The organism is Variovorax sp. Root318D1 (assembly GCF_001424835.1).
GTDB lineage: Bacteria > Pseudomonadota > Gammaproteobacteria > Burkholderiales > Burkholderiaceae_C > Variovorax.
The window spans coordinates 153,915-165,679 of the sequence record NZ_LMCQ01000008.1; the positions used below are offsets into that span (position 1 = coordinate 153,915).

14 protein-coding genes are annotated in these 11,765 nt (G+C 65.6%); 5 read left to right on the plus strand and 9 right to left on the minus strand.

Translation table 11 applies throughout. The features are described 5' to 3' along the window. Entirely contained in the window at positions 1–1,935 is a 1,935-nt protein-coding gene (locus ASC78_RS08960) for a DEAD/DEAH box helicase (protein ID WP_055799529.1), read from the minus strand. A gap of 247 nt (positions 1,936–2,182) precedes the next feature. Then, the gene (gene orn, locus ASC78_RS08965) at positions 2,183–2,779 is read right to left on the minus strand and encodes an oligoribonuclease (RefSeq protein ID WP_055799690.1); all 597 of its coding nucleotides are present in this window, start codon (positions 2,777–2,779) and stop codon (positions 2,183–2,185) included. A gap of 58 nt (positions 2,780–2,837) precedes the next feature. On the opposite strand from orn, the gene ASC78_RS08970 reads away from it, so the two are divergent. The 3 genes from ASC78_RS08970 to rsgA are packed head-to-tail and all read left to right on the plus strand — an operon-like array spanning position 2,838 to position 5,447. Next, a complete protein-coding gene (locus tag ASC78_RS08970; RefSeq protein WP_055799532.1) occupies positions 2,838–4,103 on the plus strand; it encodes a M48 family metallopeptidase in 1,266 nt (421 codons plus the stop codon). Between the two features lie 27 nt (positions 4,104–4,130). Beyond that, entirely contained in the window at positions 4,131–4,481 is a 351-nt protein-coding gene (locus ASC78_RS08975; RefSeq protein ID WP_055799535.1) for a 4a-hydroxytetrahydrobiopterin dehydratase, read from the plus strand. 12 nt (positions 4,482–4,493) lie between these two features. Next, positions 4,494–5,447 (plus strand): ribosome small subunit-dependent GTPase A, encoded by a 954-nt coding sequence (gene rsgA, locus ASC78_RS08980; protein WP_055799539.1) that lies wholly within the window; start codon positions 4,494–4,496, stop codon positions 5,445–5,447. Positions 5,448–5,456: 9 nt separating this feature from the next. Here the strand turns inward: rsgA and hisC are convergent, their stop codons facing one another. The 7 genes from hisC to rpsP all read right to left on the minus strand — a co-directional run bounded on the left by hisC (position 5,457) and on the right by rpsP (position 10,596). Beyond that, complete coding sequence (hisC, locus tag ASC78_RS08985; protein WP_055799542.1) at positions 5,457–6,545, minus strand: histidinol-phosphate transaminase; 1,089 nt, start codon at positions 6,543–6,545, stop codon at positions 5,457–5,459. A gap of 20 nt (positions 6,546–6,565) precedes the next feature. Further along, the gene (locus tag ASC78_RS08990) at positions 6,566–7,564 is read right to left on the minus strand and encodes a CobD/CbiB family protein (protein WP_055799545.1); all 999 of its coding nucleotides are present in this window, start codon (positions 7,562–7,564) and stop codon (positions 6,566–6,568) included. Positions 7,565–7,612: 48 nt separating this feature from the next. Next, positions 7,613–8,332, minus strand: coding sequence for a CoA pyrophosphatase (locus ASC78_RS08995; protein ID WP_055799693.1), 720 nt, complete (start codon positions 8,330–8,332; stop codon positions 7,613–7,615). Between the two features lie 153 nt (positions 8,333–8,485). Continuing rightward, positions 8,486–8,860: a 50S ribosomal protein L19 gene (gene rplS, locus ASC78_RS09000; protein WP_028259815.1), complete on the minus strand. Its 375-nt coding sequence runs from the start codon at positions 8,858–8,860 to the stop codon at positions 8,486–8,488. A 132-nt stretch (positions 8,861–8,992) separates the two neighbouring features. Beyond that, positions 8,993–9,739 carry a tRNA (guanosine(37)-N1)-methyltransferase TrmD gene (trmD, locus tag ASC78_RS09005; RefSeq protein WP_055799548.1) on the minus strand — a complete coding sequence of 249 codons (747 nt, stop codon included), beginning with the start codon at positions 9,737–9,739 and terminating at the stop codon, positions 8,993–8,995. Positions 9,740–9,761: 22 nt separating this feature from the next. Further along, positions 9,762–10,316 (minus strand): ribosome maturation factor RimM, encoded by a 555-nt coding sequence (rimM, locus tag ASC78_RS09010; protein WP_055799552.1) that lies wholly within the window; start codon positions 10,314–10,316, stop codon positions 9,762–9,764. Between the two features lie 16 nt (positions 10,317–10,332). After that, positions 10,333–10,596, minus strand: a complete 264-nt coding sequence (gene rpsP, locus ASC78_RS09015) for a 30S ribosomal protein S16 (protein WP_007831311.1) — start codon at positions 10,594–10,596, stop codon at positions 10,333–10,335. 182 nt (positions 10,597–10,778) lie between these two features. On the opposite strand from rpsP, the gene ASC78_RS09020 reads away from it, so the two are divergent. Further along, positions 10,779–11,303 carry a GNAT family N-acetyltransferase gene (locus ASC78_RS09020; RefSeq protein WP_055799555.1) on the plus strand — a complete coding sequence of 175 codons (525 nt, stop codon included), beginning with the start codon at positions 10,779–10,781 and terminating at the stop codon, positions 11,301–11,303. After that, positions 11,300–11,746, plus strand: coding sequence for an NINE protein (locus ASC78_RS09025; RefSeq protein ID WP_055799557.1), 447 nt, complete (start codon positions 11,300–11,302; stop codon positions 11,744–11,746). Before ASC78_RS09020 ends, ASC78_RS09025 begins: the two co-directional genes overlap by 4 nt. Positions 11,747–11,765: the final 19 nt, after the last annotated feature.

The window sequence follows — 11,765 nt, forward strand, 5'->3', positions numbered from 1 at the left end:
TCAGCGCGTGGGCTTGAACGCACGCTTTTGTGCGTCACGGGGCACGAACACCTTGCCCGGGCCGCCATGGCCTGCGCCGTTGCCGCGCGGTGCAAAACCTTCGCGGGGTGCAAAGCCTTCGCGGGGCGCGAAACCGCCGTCGCCGCGGCCGCCGCCATGGCCATGGCCGCCGCGCGGAGCGCTGTCGCCCCAGCCCGGCTTGCGGCCATAACCACCGCCACCGCCGCCATTGCCGCCGTCGTCACGGCTGCCGCCGAAGCCGGCGTTGTTGCCGCCCTGGAAGCCGCGCGGGCCCTGGTGACCTTGGCTCGGGGCCGGACCACGTGCATTGCGGTCGTTGAAGCCGCTGGCACCGGCGTAGCCGCCGCTGTTGCCGCCGCGGTATCCACCGCCGCCGCCTGCACCGCCATTGCCGAACTTGCGGTCACGCGACTGGTTGTCACCACGGCCACCGCGGTACTCGCCCATCGGGGGACGCGATTGCGGCATGCGCTGCTGCGGCTCGAGGCCAGCAACCACTTCGGCCTTGAACTGCTGGCGGCTGTACTGCTCGATGTCCATGATCTTGCGGCGATCGCGGAATTCGGCAAACGTGATGGCCAGGCCATCGCGGCCTGCACGGCCGGTGCGGCCGATGCGGTGGGTGTAGTCCTCGGCCTTCATCGGCAGGCCGAAGTTGAAGACGTGGGTGATGGTTGGCACGTCGATGCCGCGGGCGGCAACGTCGGTGGCCACCAGGATCTGCACCTGGCCCTGGCGCAGCGCCATCAGGCGGCGGTTGCGCAGGCCCTGGCTCAGGGCGCCGTGCAGCGCCACGGCGCTAAAGCCTTCTTGCTGCAGGTCGCCGGCGAGGCCGTCGCATTCGACTTGCGTGCTGGCGAACACGATCGCCTGGTTGATGCTGGTGTCGCGCAGCCAGTGGTCGAGCAGCTTGCGCTTGTGCTGGCTGTTGTCGGCCCAGTACAGCGATTGCTTGATGTTGGCGTGCTTTTCTTGCGGGCTGTCGATGGTGATGCGCTGCGGCTCGCGCATGACGCGCTGGGCCAGCTGCTGGATGCGCGGCGCGAAGGTGGCGCTGAACATCATGGTTTGCTGGCGCTCGATGGTGAGCTGGTTCACTTCGGCCAGGTCATCGGAGAAGCCGAGGTCGAGCATGCGGTCGGCTTCGTCGACCACCAGGAACTTGACCTGGTCGAGCTTGAGCTGCGACGAGCGCTGCAGGTCGAGCAGGCGGCCGGGCGTGGCCACCACGAGGTCGGCGTTCTGCAGCTTGGCGATCTGCAACTGGTAGGGCATGCCGCCCACCACGTTGGCAACGCGCAGGCCCCGGCAATGGCGAACCAGCTCGATGGCGTCGTGCGCAACTTGCTGCGCGAGTTCGCGCGTCGGGCACAGGATCAGGGCGCCGGGCGTGGCGGCCTTGAAATGGCGTGCGTTGGTCGGGTCCTTGCGCTTCGGCTTCTTCGGCACGGCTTCGCCGCGGGCGGCGGCTTCGGCGGCCAGGCGCTGGAATTCAGCCTTGGCTTCGGCTTCAGCTTCGGCCTGGCGCTTGAGCAGCGTGTGCAGCACGGGCAGCAGGAAGGCGGCGGTCTTGCCGGAGCCGGTCTGGCTGGAGACCATCAGGTCGACGAAACGGGCCTTGCCGTCCTGGCCGGCTTCACCGCCCATGGCGAGCGGGATCACCTTGTCTTGCACGGTGGTGGGCTGGGTGAACCCCAGGTCGGCCACGGCGGCGATCAGTTCGGGCGCGAGGCCGAGCTTGATGAAGCCGTTGGGCAGGCGGGGTTCTTCGGCCACGGCCGCTTCGGGGGCTGCTGCGTCGAGCGCCTCGAGAATCGGCGCCTCGGACACGGTGTCCACGGTGGCGATGAATTCGTTGTTGTTGGTGGATTGCACAGGCGCGAACTCGCCCTGCGCTTCAAAAGCGTCGGTCATGTAGATATCAATCTCAAACGCGAGCGCTGCCGAAGGCGGCGCCCCGTTGGTGGTTAAAAACATCAACCATCCAACGACATTCAGCTTCTGGCTTACGCCGGAGGCTGCGGCCCTTTTTGATCAGCGAATGCGATCGGGCGCGGTGTGCAAGATAGGGAGATGCAAGAGACGCTGACCAGAAAAACCAAAAATACCGGCAACCCGGATCAGCGAAGCCTTCGATTATGGCACGGGTCGGGGTTTTTACCTAATCCGTGAGTTTTAGAAAGGTTTCCCGGTAGTGCGCGAGTTCCTCGATGGATTCGTGCACGTCGGCCAGAGCCGTGTGCGCCTGCTGCTTCTTGAAGGCGTTGTAGGCCGCGGGCTTCCAGCGCTTGGCCAGCTCCTTCAGGGTGCTGACATCGAGGTTGCGGTAGTGGAAGTACGCCTCGAGCTTGGGCATGAACTTGACCAGGAAGCGCCGGTCCTGGCCGATGGTGTTGCCGCACATGGGCGAGCCGCTACGCGGGATGTACTTGGCGATGAATTCCAGCAGCTGCTGCTCGGCCGCGGCTTCGTCGAGCGTGGAGGCCTTCACCTTGTCGATGAGGCCGCTGCGGCCGTGCGTGCCCTTGTTCCAGGCGTCCATGGCGTCGAGCACCTCGTCGCTCTGGTGGATGACCAGCACGGGGCCGTCGATGCGGGGCGTGAGGTCGGGGCCGGTGACGACCACGGCAATCTCGAGCAAGCGCTCTTTTTCGGGGTCGAGGCCGCTCATTTCGCAGTCGAGCCAGACCAGGTTCTGGTCGCTTTTCTTCAGGACCGGCGTGGTCGTGACGATCGTGGGGTCAAGGGATTCGGGCATCGCTGGATTGTCGTCGAAGGTCTGCACCGGCCGGACCCGAGGGCTAAACTCGGCGCTCATGTCCTATTCGCTCATCTTCACCACTGCCTTCGCCTCTGCACTGGTCGCGGGCCTGCTCGTGAAGTTCTGGCTCGCTTCGCGGCAGATACGCCACGTGGCGCGGCACCGGAGCGCCGTACCGGCCGCTTTCGAACACACCATCAGCCTGGCCGCGCACCAGAAGGCCGCCGACTACACCATTGCCAAGGCGCGCTTCGGCCTGGTCGAGATGGCATGGAGCACCGCTTTGCTGCTGGGCTGGACGCTGCTGGGCGGGCTCGACGTGCTGAATCGGCTGCTGCTGGCCTGGCTGGGCGGCGGCATGGTGCAGCAGTTGACCCTGCTGGCGGTGTTCGCAGCCATCGGTGGCCTGCTCGAGCTGCCCTTCACGCTCTGGCAAACCTTCAAGCTCGAAGAACGTTTCGGCTTCAACAAGATGACCTTTCGCCTCTGGCTCGGCGACACCGTCAAGTCGACGCTGCTCGGCGCGGCGATCGGGCTGCCCATTGCCGCGCTGATCCTCTGGCTCATGGGCGCCGCGGGCAGCACGTGGTGGCTCTGGGCCTGGGCCGTGTGGATGGGGTTCAACCTGCTGGGGATGCTGATCTATCCCACCTTCATTGCGCCGCTGTTCAACAAGTTCAAGCCGCTCGACGACCCCGACCTCAAGGATCGCGTGACGGCCTTGATGAAGCGCTGCGGCTTTGCCGCCAAGGGCTTGTTCGTGATGGACGGCAGCACCCGCAGCGCCCACGCCAACGCGTACTTCACGGGCTTTGGTGCGAGCAAGCGCGTGGTGTTCTACGACACGCTGCTGCGCCAGCTCAACGCAAGCGAAGTGGAAGCCGTGCTCGCGCATGAACTCGGCCACTTCAAGCACCGCCACATCGTGAAGCGGCTGGTGGCCATGTTTGCGCTGAGCCTTGCGGGCTTCGCGCTTCTGGGCTGGGTGTCGACGCAGGCCTGGTTCTACACTGGCCTGGGGGTGCAGCCCAATATGGCCGCAACGGCGCCAAACAATGCGCTTGCGCTGCTGCTTTTCATGCTCGCGGTTCCGGTGTTCGGATTCTTCGTCGCGCCCCTGCCCGCCCGACTGTCGCGCAAACACGAATTCGAAGCCGATGCCTATGCCATTGCGCAGACCAGCGGCGCCGACTTGTCGGCTGCGCTGCTCAAGCTCTACCAGGACAACGCATCGACGCTCACGCCCGACCCGGTGTTCGTCAAGTTCTACTATTCCCACCCTCCGGCCTCCGAGCGCCTCGCGCGCATGGCGGCGGCCTGAAAAATAACTGCCCCGGAAGCCGAGACCATGAGCAGCATGTTCAAGCCCAAAGACTGGAAAAACATCCCTCCCCGCCACGCACTGAGCGCCACCGAGATCGTGTCCGGCCTCGCCAAGCTCGACGGATGGAAACTCAGCGGCGACGGTGCCAACGTCGCCATCGAGAAGACCTTCACCTTTGCCAACTATTTCGAGACCATCGCATTCGTGAATGCGCTGGCCTTCATCGCCCACACGCAAGACCATCATCCGGACCTGTCGGTGCACTACAACCGCTGCGCCGTGCGCTTCAACACGCACGACGTGGGCGGGCTTTCAGTCACCGACTTCGAGTGCGCACGCCAAGCCGACGCGCTGGTTGCGGGCCCCACCGCATGACGGAACACGCCCGTGGCTAAACCGGGCCGCGCCGCTGCCTCCGCCGCCACTGCTGCGAAGACACTCCACGACGGTCTCGTTGTTGCCAGCCATGGGCGTCATTGCCTTGTCGAAACACCCACCGGTGAGCGGCTGATCTGCCACCCGCGCGGCAAGAAGAGCCAGGCCGTGGTCGGCGACCGCGTGCGCTGGCAGGCCACGGAGGATGAAGGCACCATCGAAGAGGTCGTGCCGCGCCGCAATCTCTTCTACCGGCAGGACGAGATTCGCACCAAGTCGTTTGCGGCCAACCTTGACCACGTGCTGATCCTGATCGCGGCCGAGCCGGAGTTTTCCGAGCACCAGCTGGCGCGTGCATTGATTGCGGCGGAGGCCGAGCGCATCACGCCGATCATCGCGCTCAACAAGAGCGACCTGGTCGAGCCCTTCGCGCGCGCATGGAACAAGCTGGCGCCCTATCGCCGCATGCATCACGGCGTGCTGCCGCTGTCGCTGAAGGCGTCGGGCGAAGCCGACTATGCGTCGCTGATGAAGTTGCTTGCCGGCAAGTCGACCCTCGTGCTCGGACCTTCCGGCTCGGGCAAGAGCACCCTGACCAACCTGCTGGTGCCGGGCGCGACCGTGCTGACGCAAGAGATCTCGCAGGCGTTGAACTCGGGCAAGCACACGACCACCAGCACCACGTGGTACTGGATCGACGAAGCGCGCACCACCGGCCTGATCGACTCGCCGGGGTTCCAGGAATTCGGGCTCAACCACATCCAGCCAATGCAGCTCGCGAAGCTGATGCCCGACATTGCCGAGCACGCGAACGACTGCAAGTTCTACAACTGCACCCATCTGCACGAGCCTGGATGCGGCGTGATCGCGAACGTGGATTCGCCGGCCAAGCCGGGGCCGATCAGCGCGACGCGCTACAAGATCTACGGCGAGCTCTTTGCCGAACTGAGCCAGTCGCGTTACTGAGCTGCTGAGCTACTGAACGCCCAGGATCGATTCGAGCGCCCGCACCAGTGCCCCGCACTGCTCCCGCGTGCCGATGCTGATGCGCAGGTACTGCGCAATGCGCGGCTGCTTGAAATGCCGCACCAGCACCGCCCGATCGCGCAGCTGCGCCGCAAGCTCTGCCGCATCGCGCTTCGGATGGCGCGCAAAGATGAAGTTGGCCTGCGACGGCAGCACTTCGAAGCCCAGGTCTTCGAGCTGCAGGCTGAGCCCTTCGCGGGTGTCGACGACCTTGTCGCGCGTGGTCCTGAACCAGTCCTCGTCCTCGAGCGCCGCCACCGCACCCGCCGTGGCCAGCCGGTCGAGCGGATACGAATTGAAGCTGTCCTTCACGCGCACCAGTGCGTCGATGAGATGCGCCTGTCCGCACGCAAAGCCCACCCGCAAACCAGCCAGCGAGCGCGACTTGGACAGGGTCTGCACCACCAGCAGGTTCGGATATTTGCCGACCAGCGGAAGCGCGCTCTCGCCGCCGAAATCAACATAGGCCTCGTCCACCAGCACCACGCGCCCGGGGCACGCCGCGAGCAGTTGCTCGATGCGCGCAAGCGGCAGCCCGATGCCCGTCGGCGCGTTCGGATTGGCGATCACGAGACCGGCACAATCGCCACGGGCACGGGCCGCCATGGCATCGACATCGATGCGCAGTCCCTCGTCGACTGGAAGTAGTTCGCATGCGATGCCATACAGCTGCGCATAGACGCGATAAAAGCTGTAGCTCACGTCGGGCATCAGCAAGGGTTCGGCTTGCTGGAAGAAGGCGAAGAAGGCGTGCGCCAGCACCTCGTCCGATCCGTTTCCCGCAAATACCTGGTCGGCTTGCAGGCCGTGCCGCCGCGCCACCGCTTCGCGCACTGCGAGCGAGGTCGGGTCGGGGTAGCGCTCCAGGCCGTTCGCAGCCGCTCGCTGGATGGCGTCGATGGCGCTCGGCGACGGCGGATAGGGGTTCTCGTTGGTGTTGAGTTTGACGAGGTTGGCAATCCGCGGCTGCTCGCCGGGCACATAGGGTTCGAGCGCGCCGATGCGCGGGCTCCAGAAGGCCGGCACTGTGGCGGTCATGGCGTTTGCGTCGCTTGTTCTCAGCCGAGCAGCCGGGCCAGCGTGAGCAAGGCCAGCAGCACCATCCACATCACGACCGAGCGCCACACCAGGCCGACCACGCTGCGCAGGTGACCGGGCTCGGGTTCGCGGCCCGGCGTGCTGCCGCTGTCGGTCCGGCCGCCCCCCATCGAGTCGCCGGCCTGCGCACGCGGCAACGGGTCGGTAACGGGAATCGGGCTCAGCGCTCCGCCGCCCAAGCGCACGTTGACTGCGCCCGAGGTCGCCGCGAGGATCACGCCGTCGTTCTCGCTCGGAAAGCGCCGCGCGTCGTTGCGCCAGCAATCGATGGCCTCTTCGAAGCTCCCGACGACCGCGAAGCCCAGCGCGGTGATGCGCGCGGGCAGCCAGTCGATCGCGTGCCAGGCGCGCTCCGCGGCCCGCTGCACCGAGACACTCGAAGGCTGTATTGCGGCGCCGTTCTTGTGCGTCCAGTAGCGCGAGACGAATTCGCTCATGCGATAGAACGCCGCACCAGCCGGCCCCAGGCCCAGGGCGGCGAGTATCGAGAACCACGCCAGCACGCCGAACACGTGGCGGTGCGCCGCGATCACTGAATGCTCGATCACGTGGCGGACGATTTCGCTGCGCGGCAGGTCGGCCGCATCGACACCCTGCCAATGCGCCAGCAGCGAACGCGCGAGCGGCTCGTCGCCTTCGTCGAGCGCATCGCGAATATCAGTGAAGTGGTGGCTGAACTGCCGGAAGCCGAGGGTGACGTAGAGCACCGCAATGCTCCAGAGCACGGCGAACGGAAGCCCCAGCGTGAGCACCAGCAGCCAATGGATGCCAAGCGTCAGCAAGGTGGGCACGAATACCGCAAGGGCCCACGCGACCCATCCGTGATGCGGCTTGCCGGCATCGAAGTTGCGGCTGGTCCAGCGCGTCCACGCCAGCACGCCGCTATACACCGGGTTGTGGGGGGCGAGCGGCCGCACCTGCTCGATCAGCAACGCACACAGGATGGCAAAGAAGCTCATCCTTCGATGATAGCGAGAGAGTTTGCATAGGCCCGGACCGGGCCAAGCTCAGGCGCTGAGGAAGCGATAAAGATTGCGCAGCATGCCTGCGGTGGCACCCCAGACGAAGCGCTCTTCGGCGCCGTCCTGGTAGGGCATCGAATACCACTCGCGCCGGGTGCCGTCGGGCGCGGGCACAGTGTGGCGGCGATGGTTGGCCGGGTCCATGAGCCAGGCCAGCGGCACTTCGAAGGCCAGCGCCACTTCGTAGGGATTGATGGTGAGTTCGAAGTCGGGCTTCACCAGCGCGACAACGGGCGTCACGATGAACGAAGTGACCGTGGTGTAGGTTGGAAGACTCCCGAGCACTTCGATGAATTGGGCGGACAGGCCCACCTCTTCCCAGGCTTCGCGCAACGCGGCCGCCGCGACGTTCGCGTCCTCGGGGTCGACACGGCCGCCCGGAAACGCCACCTGGCCCGAGTGGGTGGACAGGTGCGCGGTGCGCTCGGTCAGCAGCACGGTGGGGCCCTGCGGTCGCTGCACGATGGGCACCAGCACAGCGGCCTGCGCCGGCGCGCGCTCGGTCATGCGCGGCTCGCGGCGCAATTCGGGCACCCACTCCGGTGGGGCGGCAAAGCGGCTGCGCAGCGCCTCGGTGGTCAACTGCGCGGGCGTAACAGCCGGCAGGCCGTCAGGACCGCCCACCACCGGTGCTTTGCGCGGGTCGATCGCCAACAGCGTGGGTGGCACCACGGCGTTGACGGGTTCGTCGGGCGCAAATGACATGGAGGCGGCGGAATTGGTCAAGTGAGAGAGTTTCAGTGAAGGAGTAGAGCGTAAAAAAGGCCTGCTGTCTTTTCGCAGGTTCGCAAGAAGCGTGCACGGCGCACAACGCAAAAAGCCGCCAGAGCGGCGGCTTTTTGCACGGGAGCAAGCAGCTTACTTGGCAGCCTGCGACTTGCCCGGCAGCTTTTCCTTGATACGTGCCGAACGGCCGCTACGGTCGCGCAGGTAGTACAGCTTGGCGCGGCGGACATCGCCGCGGCGCTTGATTTCGATGCCGGCGATCAGCGGGCTGTAGGTCTGGAACGTACGCTCCACGCCTTCGCCGCTGGAGATCTTGCGCACGGTGAAGCCGCTGTTGAGGCCGCGATTGCGCTTGGCGATCACGACGCCTTCGTAGGCCTGCACGCGCTTGCGGGTGCCTTCGACGACGCTCACGCTGACGATGACCGTGTCACCGGGCATGAAATCGGGGATCTTCTTGCCGAGGCGGGCGATTTCTTCCTGCTCGAGGGTTTCGATGAGGTTCATGATTTCCTGATATTCGATCGTGCTCGCGCTACACAAAAGGCGCCTTTGGTTTCATTGCTCCTCATCGCTTAGTGCAACAAGGGACCGCAACAAGGCCAGGCGCGGCCGGGCAGAGGATCGGGGAACCGAAGATTATAGCTTTTTTTTCAGGGCCGTCTCATCGGCCTTGCTGAGGCGGCCGGCAGCGCGAGCGGCGGCAATCAGGTCGGGACGCCGCGCGGCGGTAATGGCCAGCCGCTGGTCGCGCCGCCAGCGCTCGATCTGCACGTGGTGCCCGGACAACAGAGGTGCCGGCACGCCATGCCCGTTCCATTGCTCTGGCCGCGTGTAGTGCGGGCAGTCGAGCAAGCCGTCGAGCGACGGATTGAAGCTGTCCTGCACGTGGCTGGCCTCATCGCCCAGCACACCGGGCTGCAGCCGGGCGACCGCATCGAGCAGCGCCATGGCCGGGATCTCGCCGCCGGAGAGAACGAAGTCGCCGAGGCTGATCTGGTGCGTGACGCGCGTGTCGATGAAACGCTGGTCAATGCCTTCGTAGCGGCCGCAAACCAGCACCGCGCCCTCGCTGGCGGACCAGCGCTCGACCGCTTCGTGGCGCAGCGCCTCGCCGATGGGAGAAAACAGCACGACAGGCGCCGGGGAGCCGCGCGCAGCCAGTGCCGCATCGAGGCAGGCCGAGAGTGGCTCAGCCATCATCACCATGCCGGGACCGCCGCCGAAGGGCCGGTCGTCCACGCGCTTGTAATTGCCCTGCGCGAAATCGCGCGGATTCCAGAGCACGACCTCGACCTGCTTCGACTCGTAGGCACGGCGCGTCACGCCGCTGGCCATGAAAGGTGCGAAGAGTTCGGGAAAAAGCGTGAGGACGTCGAAGCGCATGCGCGCAAAGCCGATCAGGCCGTCAGTATTCAGGCTGCCAGTCGACCGTGATGAGGCGGCCGGCGAGGTCGACCTTGTCGACAAAGACAGAGACGAAGGGCACCATGCGTTCGATGGTCTTGCCGTCTTCCTCGGCCGTGAGCACCAGCGTGGTTTGCGGGCCGGTGGCGAGCAGTTCGCGCACCGTGCCGAGCGCCACGCCTTCGCGGTTGACCACCGAAAGGCCGATCAGGTCGACCCAGTAGTACTCGTCGTCGCCGGCCGTCGGAAAGCTCGAGCGCGGCACGAAAACGCGCGCGCCGCGCAGTGCCTCGGCCGCATTTCGGTCGGGCACCTCTTCGGACGAGGCGACGATACAGTCGGAATGTTCTTTGGCTTCGCGGATCGCGAGGCGGAAAGCTGCGGTTGCCGAAGCTCCGGGAGCCTGCAGGAACCAGCGCTTGGAAGAAAAAAGCGCCTCTGGCTGGGCGCTATGGGGCAGGACCTTGAACCAGCCCTTGATGCCCCATGCATCGGCGATGCGTCCTACCTCGATCGCATCCGCCGGCAATTCGGCGGCTTCGAGTGCGGGCAACATCGCCGTGCCGGGCAGCTTAGGCTGCCGCCTTGGGGGCCGCAGCAGCGGCTTGCTTGATCAGGCGAAGGACCGTGGGCGAAGCTTGTGCGCCAACGCTCTTCCAGTAGGCCAGGCGGTCCTGGGCAATACGGATGCTTTCTTCGTTTTCCTTGGCGGTCGGGTTGTAGAAACCCAGGCGCTCGATGAAGCGGCCATCGCGGCGAACGCGCTTGTCCGACACGACGATGTTGAAGAACGGACGGCCTTTGGAGCCGCCGCGGGAGAGTCGAATGACGACCATGATTTATCCTTGGGTGGTGCAGCAAGCCCGTTTTCTAAAAGAAGGCCCGCTCACAGTGTTCTTTCAACGTCGAGACACGCGACATGGCCACCCGGCCAGCGACACGCTGAAAAGCCTGCGATTATAGCCCGACCCGCGTTTTCTCCAATTTCAGCGCTTGGCGCGCTTCGTTTTCCACCTGCATGACCCTCACCATCCGCCCCAGCCGCGACGAAGATGTCGCGGCCCTCACGGCCATTTACGCCCATCACGTGCTGAACGGCACCGGCACTTTCGAAACCGAGCCTCCCTCTGCCGCCGACATGGCGGCGCGGCGCGCCGACGTGCTCGGCAAGAACCTCCCCTATCTCGTTGCCGAAGAAAACGGTGAAGTGTTGGGTTTTGCCTACTGCAACTGGTTCAAGCCACGCCCGGCCTACCGCTTTTCGGCCGAAGACTCGATCTACATCTCCGAAGCCGCGCGCGGCCGGGGCCTGGGCAGCCAGTTGCTCGCGGCCCTCTCGCAAGCCGCAGAGGCAGCGGGCGTGCGCAAGCTCATCGCAGTAATCGGCGACTCGGCCAACGCGGGCTCGGTGGGCGTTCATCGCAGCCAGGGCTTCACGCACGTGGGCGTGCTCAAGGACTGCGGCTGGAAGTTCGGCGAATGGCGCGACGTGGTCCTGATGGAAAAGGTGCTCGGCGAAGGCAGCACCACCAAACCCGAATGAAAAACAAGACCATTGCCGCCTGGCTCTCCTTCCTGGGCGGCCCCTTGGGCCTGCACCGCTTCTACCTTCGCGGCATGGGCGACTGGCTTGGCTGGCTGCTGCCCATTCCCACGGCGCTCGGCCTCTACGGCATCGAGCGCGCACGCATGTACGGCCTGGACGACGGCTGGAGCTGGGTGCTGATTCCGTTCCTGGGCTTCACCATTGCCGGATGCGCGCTGATGGCCATCATCTACGGCCTCATGACGCCCGAGAAGTGGAATGCACGCTTCAACGCGGGGGCGCCTTCGGACGCCGCGCCAGGCCGCACCAACTGGGCCACCATCGGGGCGGTGGTGCTGGCGCTTCTCTTCGGCACCACGGTGCTGATGGCCAGCATCGTGTTCAGCTTTCAGCGCTACTTCGAACACCAGGTCGAAGAAGGCCGAAAGATTTCGCAGTAGCCGTGCGCCGCCGGGGGGC

Coding starts and splice junctions, on each gene's coding strand:
- ASC78_RS08960 (WP_055799529.1), bottom strand. CDS start 1,935: ATGACCGACGCTTTTGAAGCGCAGGGCGAGTTCGCGCCTGTGCAATCC.
- orn (WP_055799690.1), bottom strand. CDS start 2,779: ATGCCCGAATCCCTTGACCCCACGATCGTCACGACCACGCCGGTCCTG.
- ASC78_RS08970 (WP_055799532.1), top strand. CDS start 2,838: ATGTCCTATTCGCTCATCTTCACCACTGCCTTCGCCTCTGCACTGGTC.
- ASC78_RS08975 (WP_055799535.1), top strand. CDS start 4,131: ATGAGCAGCATGTTCAAGCCCAAAGACTGGAAAAACATCCCTCCCCGC.
- hisC (WP_055799542.1), bottom strand. CDS start 6,545: ATGACCGCCACAGTGCCGGCCTTCTGGAGCCCGCGCATCGGCGCGCTC.
- ASC78_RS08990 (WP_055799545.1), bottom strand. CDS start 7,564: ATGAGCTTCTTTGCCATCCTGTGTGCGTTGCTGATCGAGCAGGTGCGG.
- ASC78_RS08995 (WP_055799693.1), bottom strand. CDS start 8,332: ATGTCATTTGCGCCCGACGAACCCGTCAACGCCGTGGTGCCACCCACG.
- rplS (WP_028259815.1), bottom strand. CDS start 8,860: ATGAACCTCATCGAAACCCTCGAGCAGGAAGAAATCGCCCGCCTCGGC.
- trmD (WP_055799548.1), bottom strand. CDS start 9,739: ATGCGCTTCGACGTCCTCACGCTTTTTCCCGAACTCTTCGCACCTTTC.
- rimM (WP_055799552.1), bottom strand. CDS start 10,316: ATGTTGCCCGCACTCGAAGCCGCCGAATTGCCGGCGGATGCGATCGAG.
- rpsP (WP_007831311.1), bottom strand. CDS start 10,596: ATGGTCGTCATTCGACTCTCCCGCGGCGGCTCCAAAGGCCGTCCGTTC.
- ASC78_RS09020 (WP_055799555.1), top strand. CDS start 10,779: ATGACCCTCACCATCCGCCCCAGCCGCGACGAAGATGTCGCGGCCCTC.
- ASC78_RS09025 (WP_055799557.1), top strand. CDS start 11,300: ATGAAAAACAAGACCATTGCCGCCTGGCTCTCCTTCCTGGGCGGCCCC.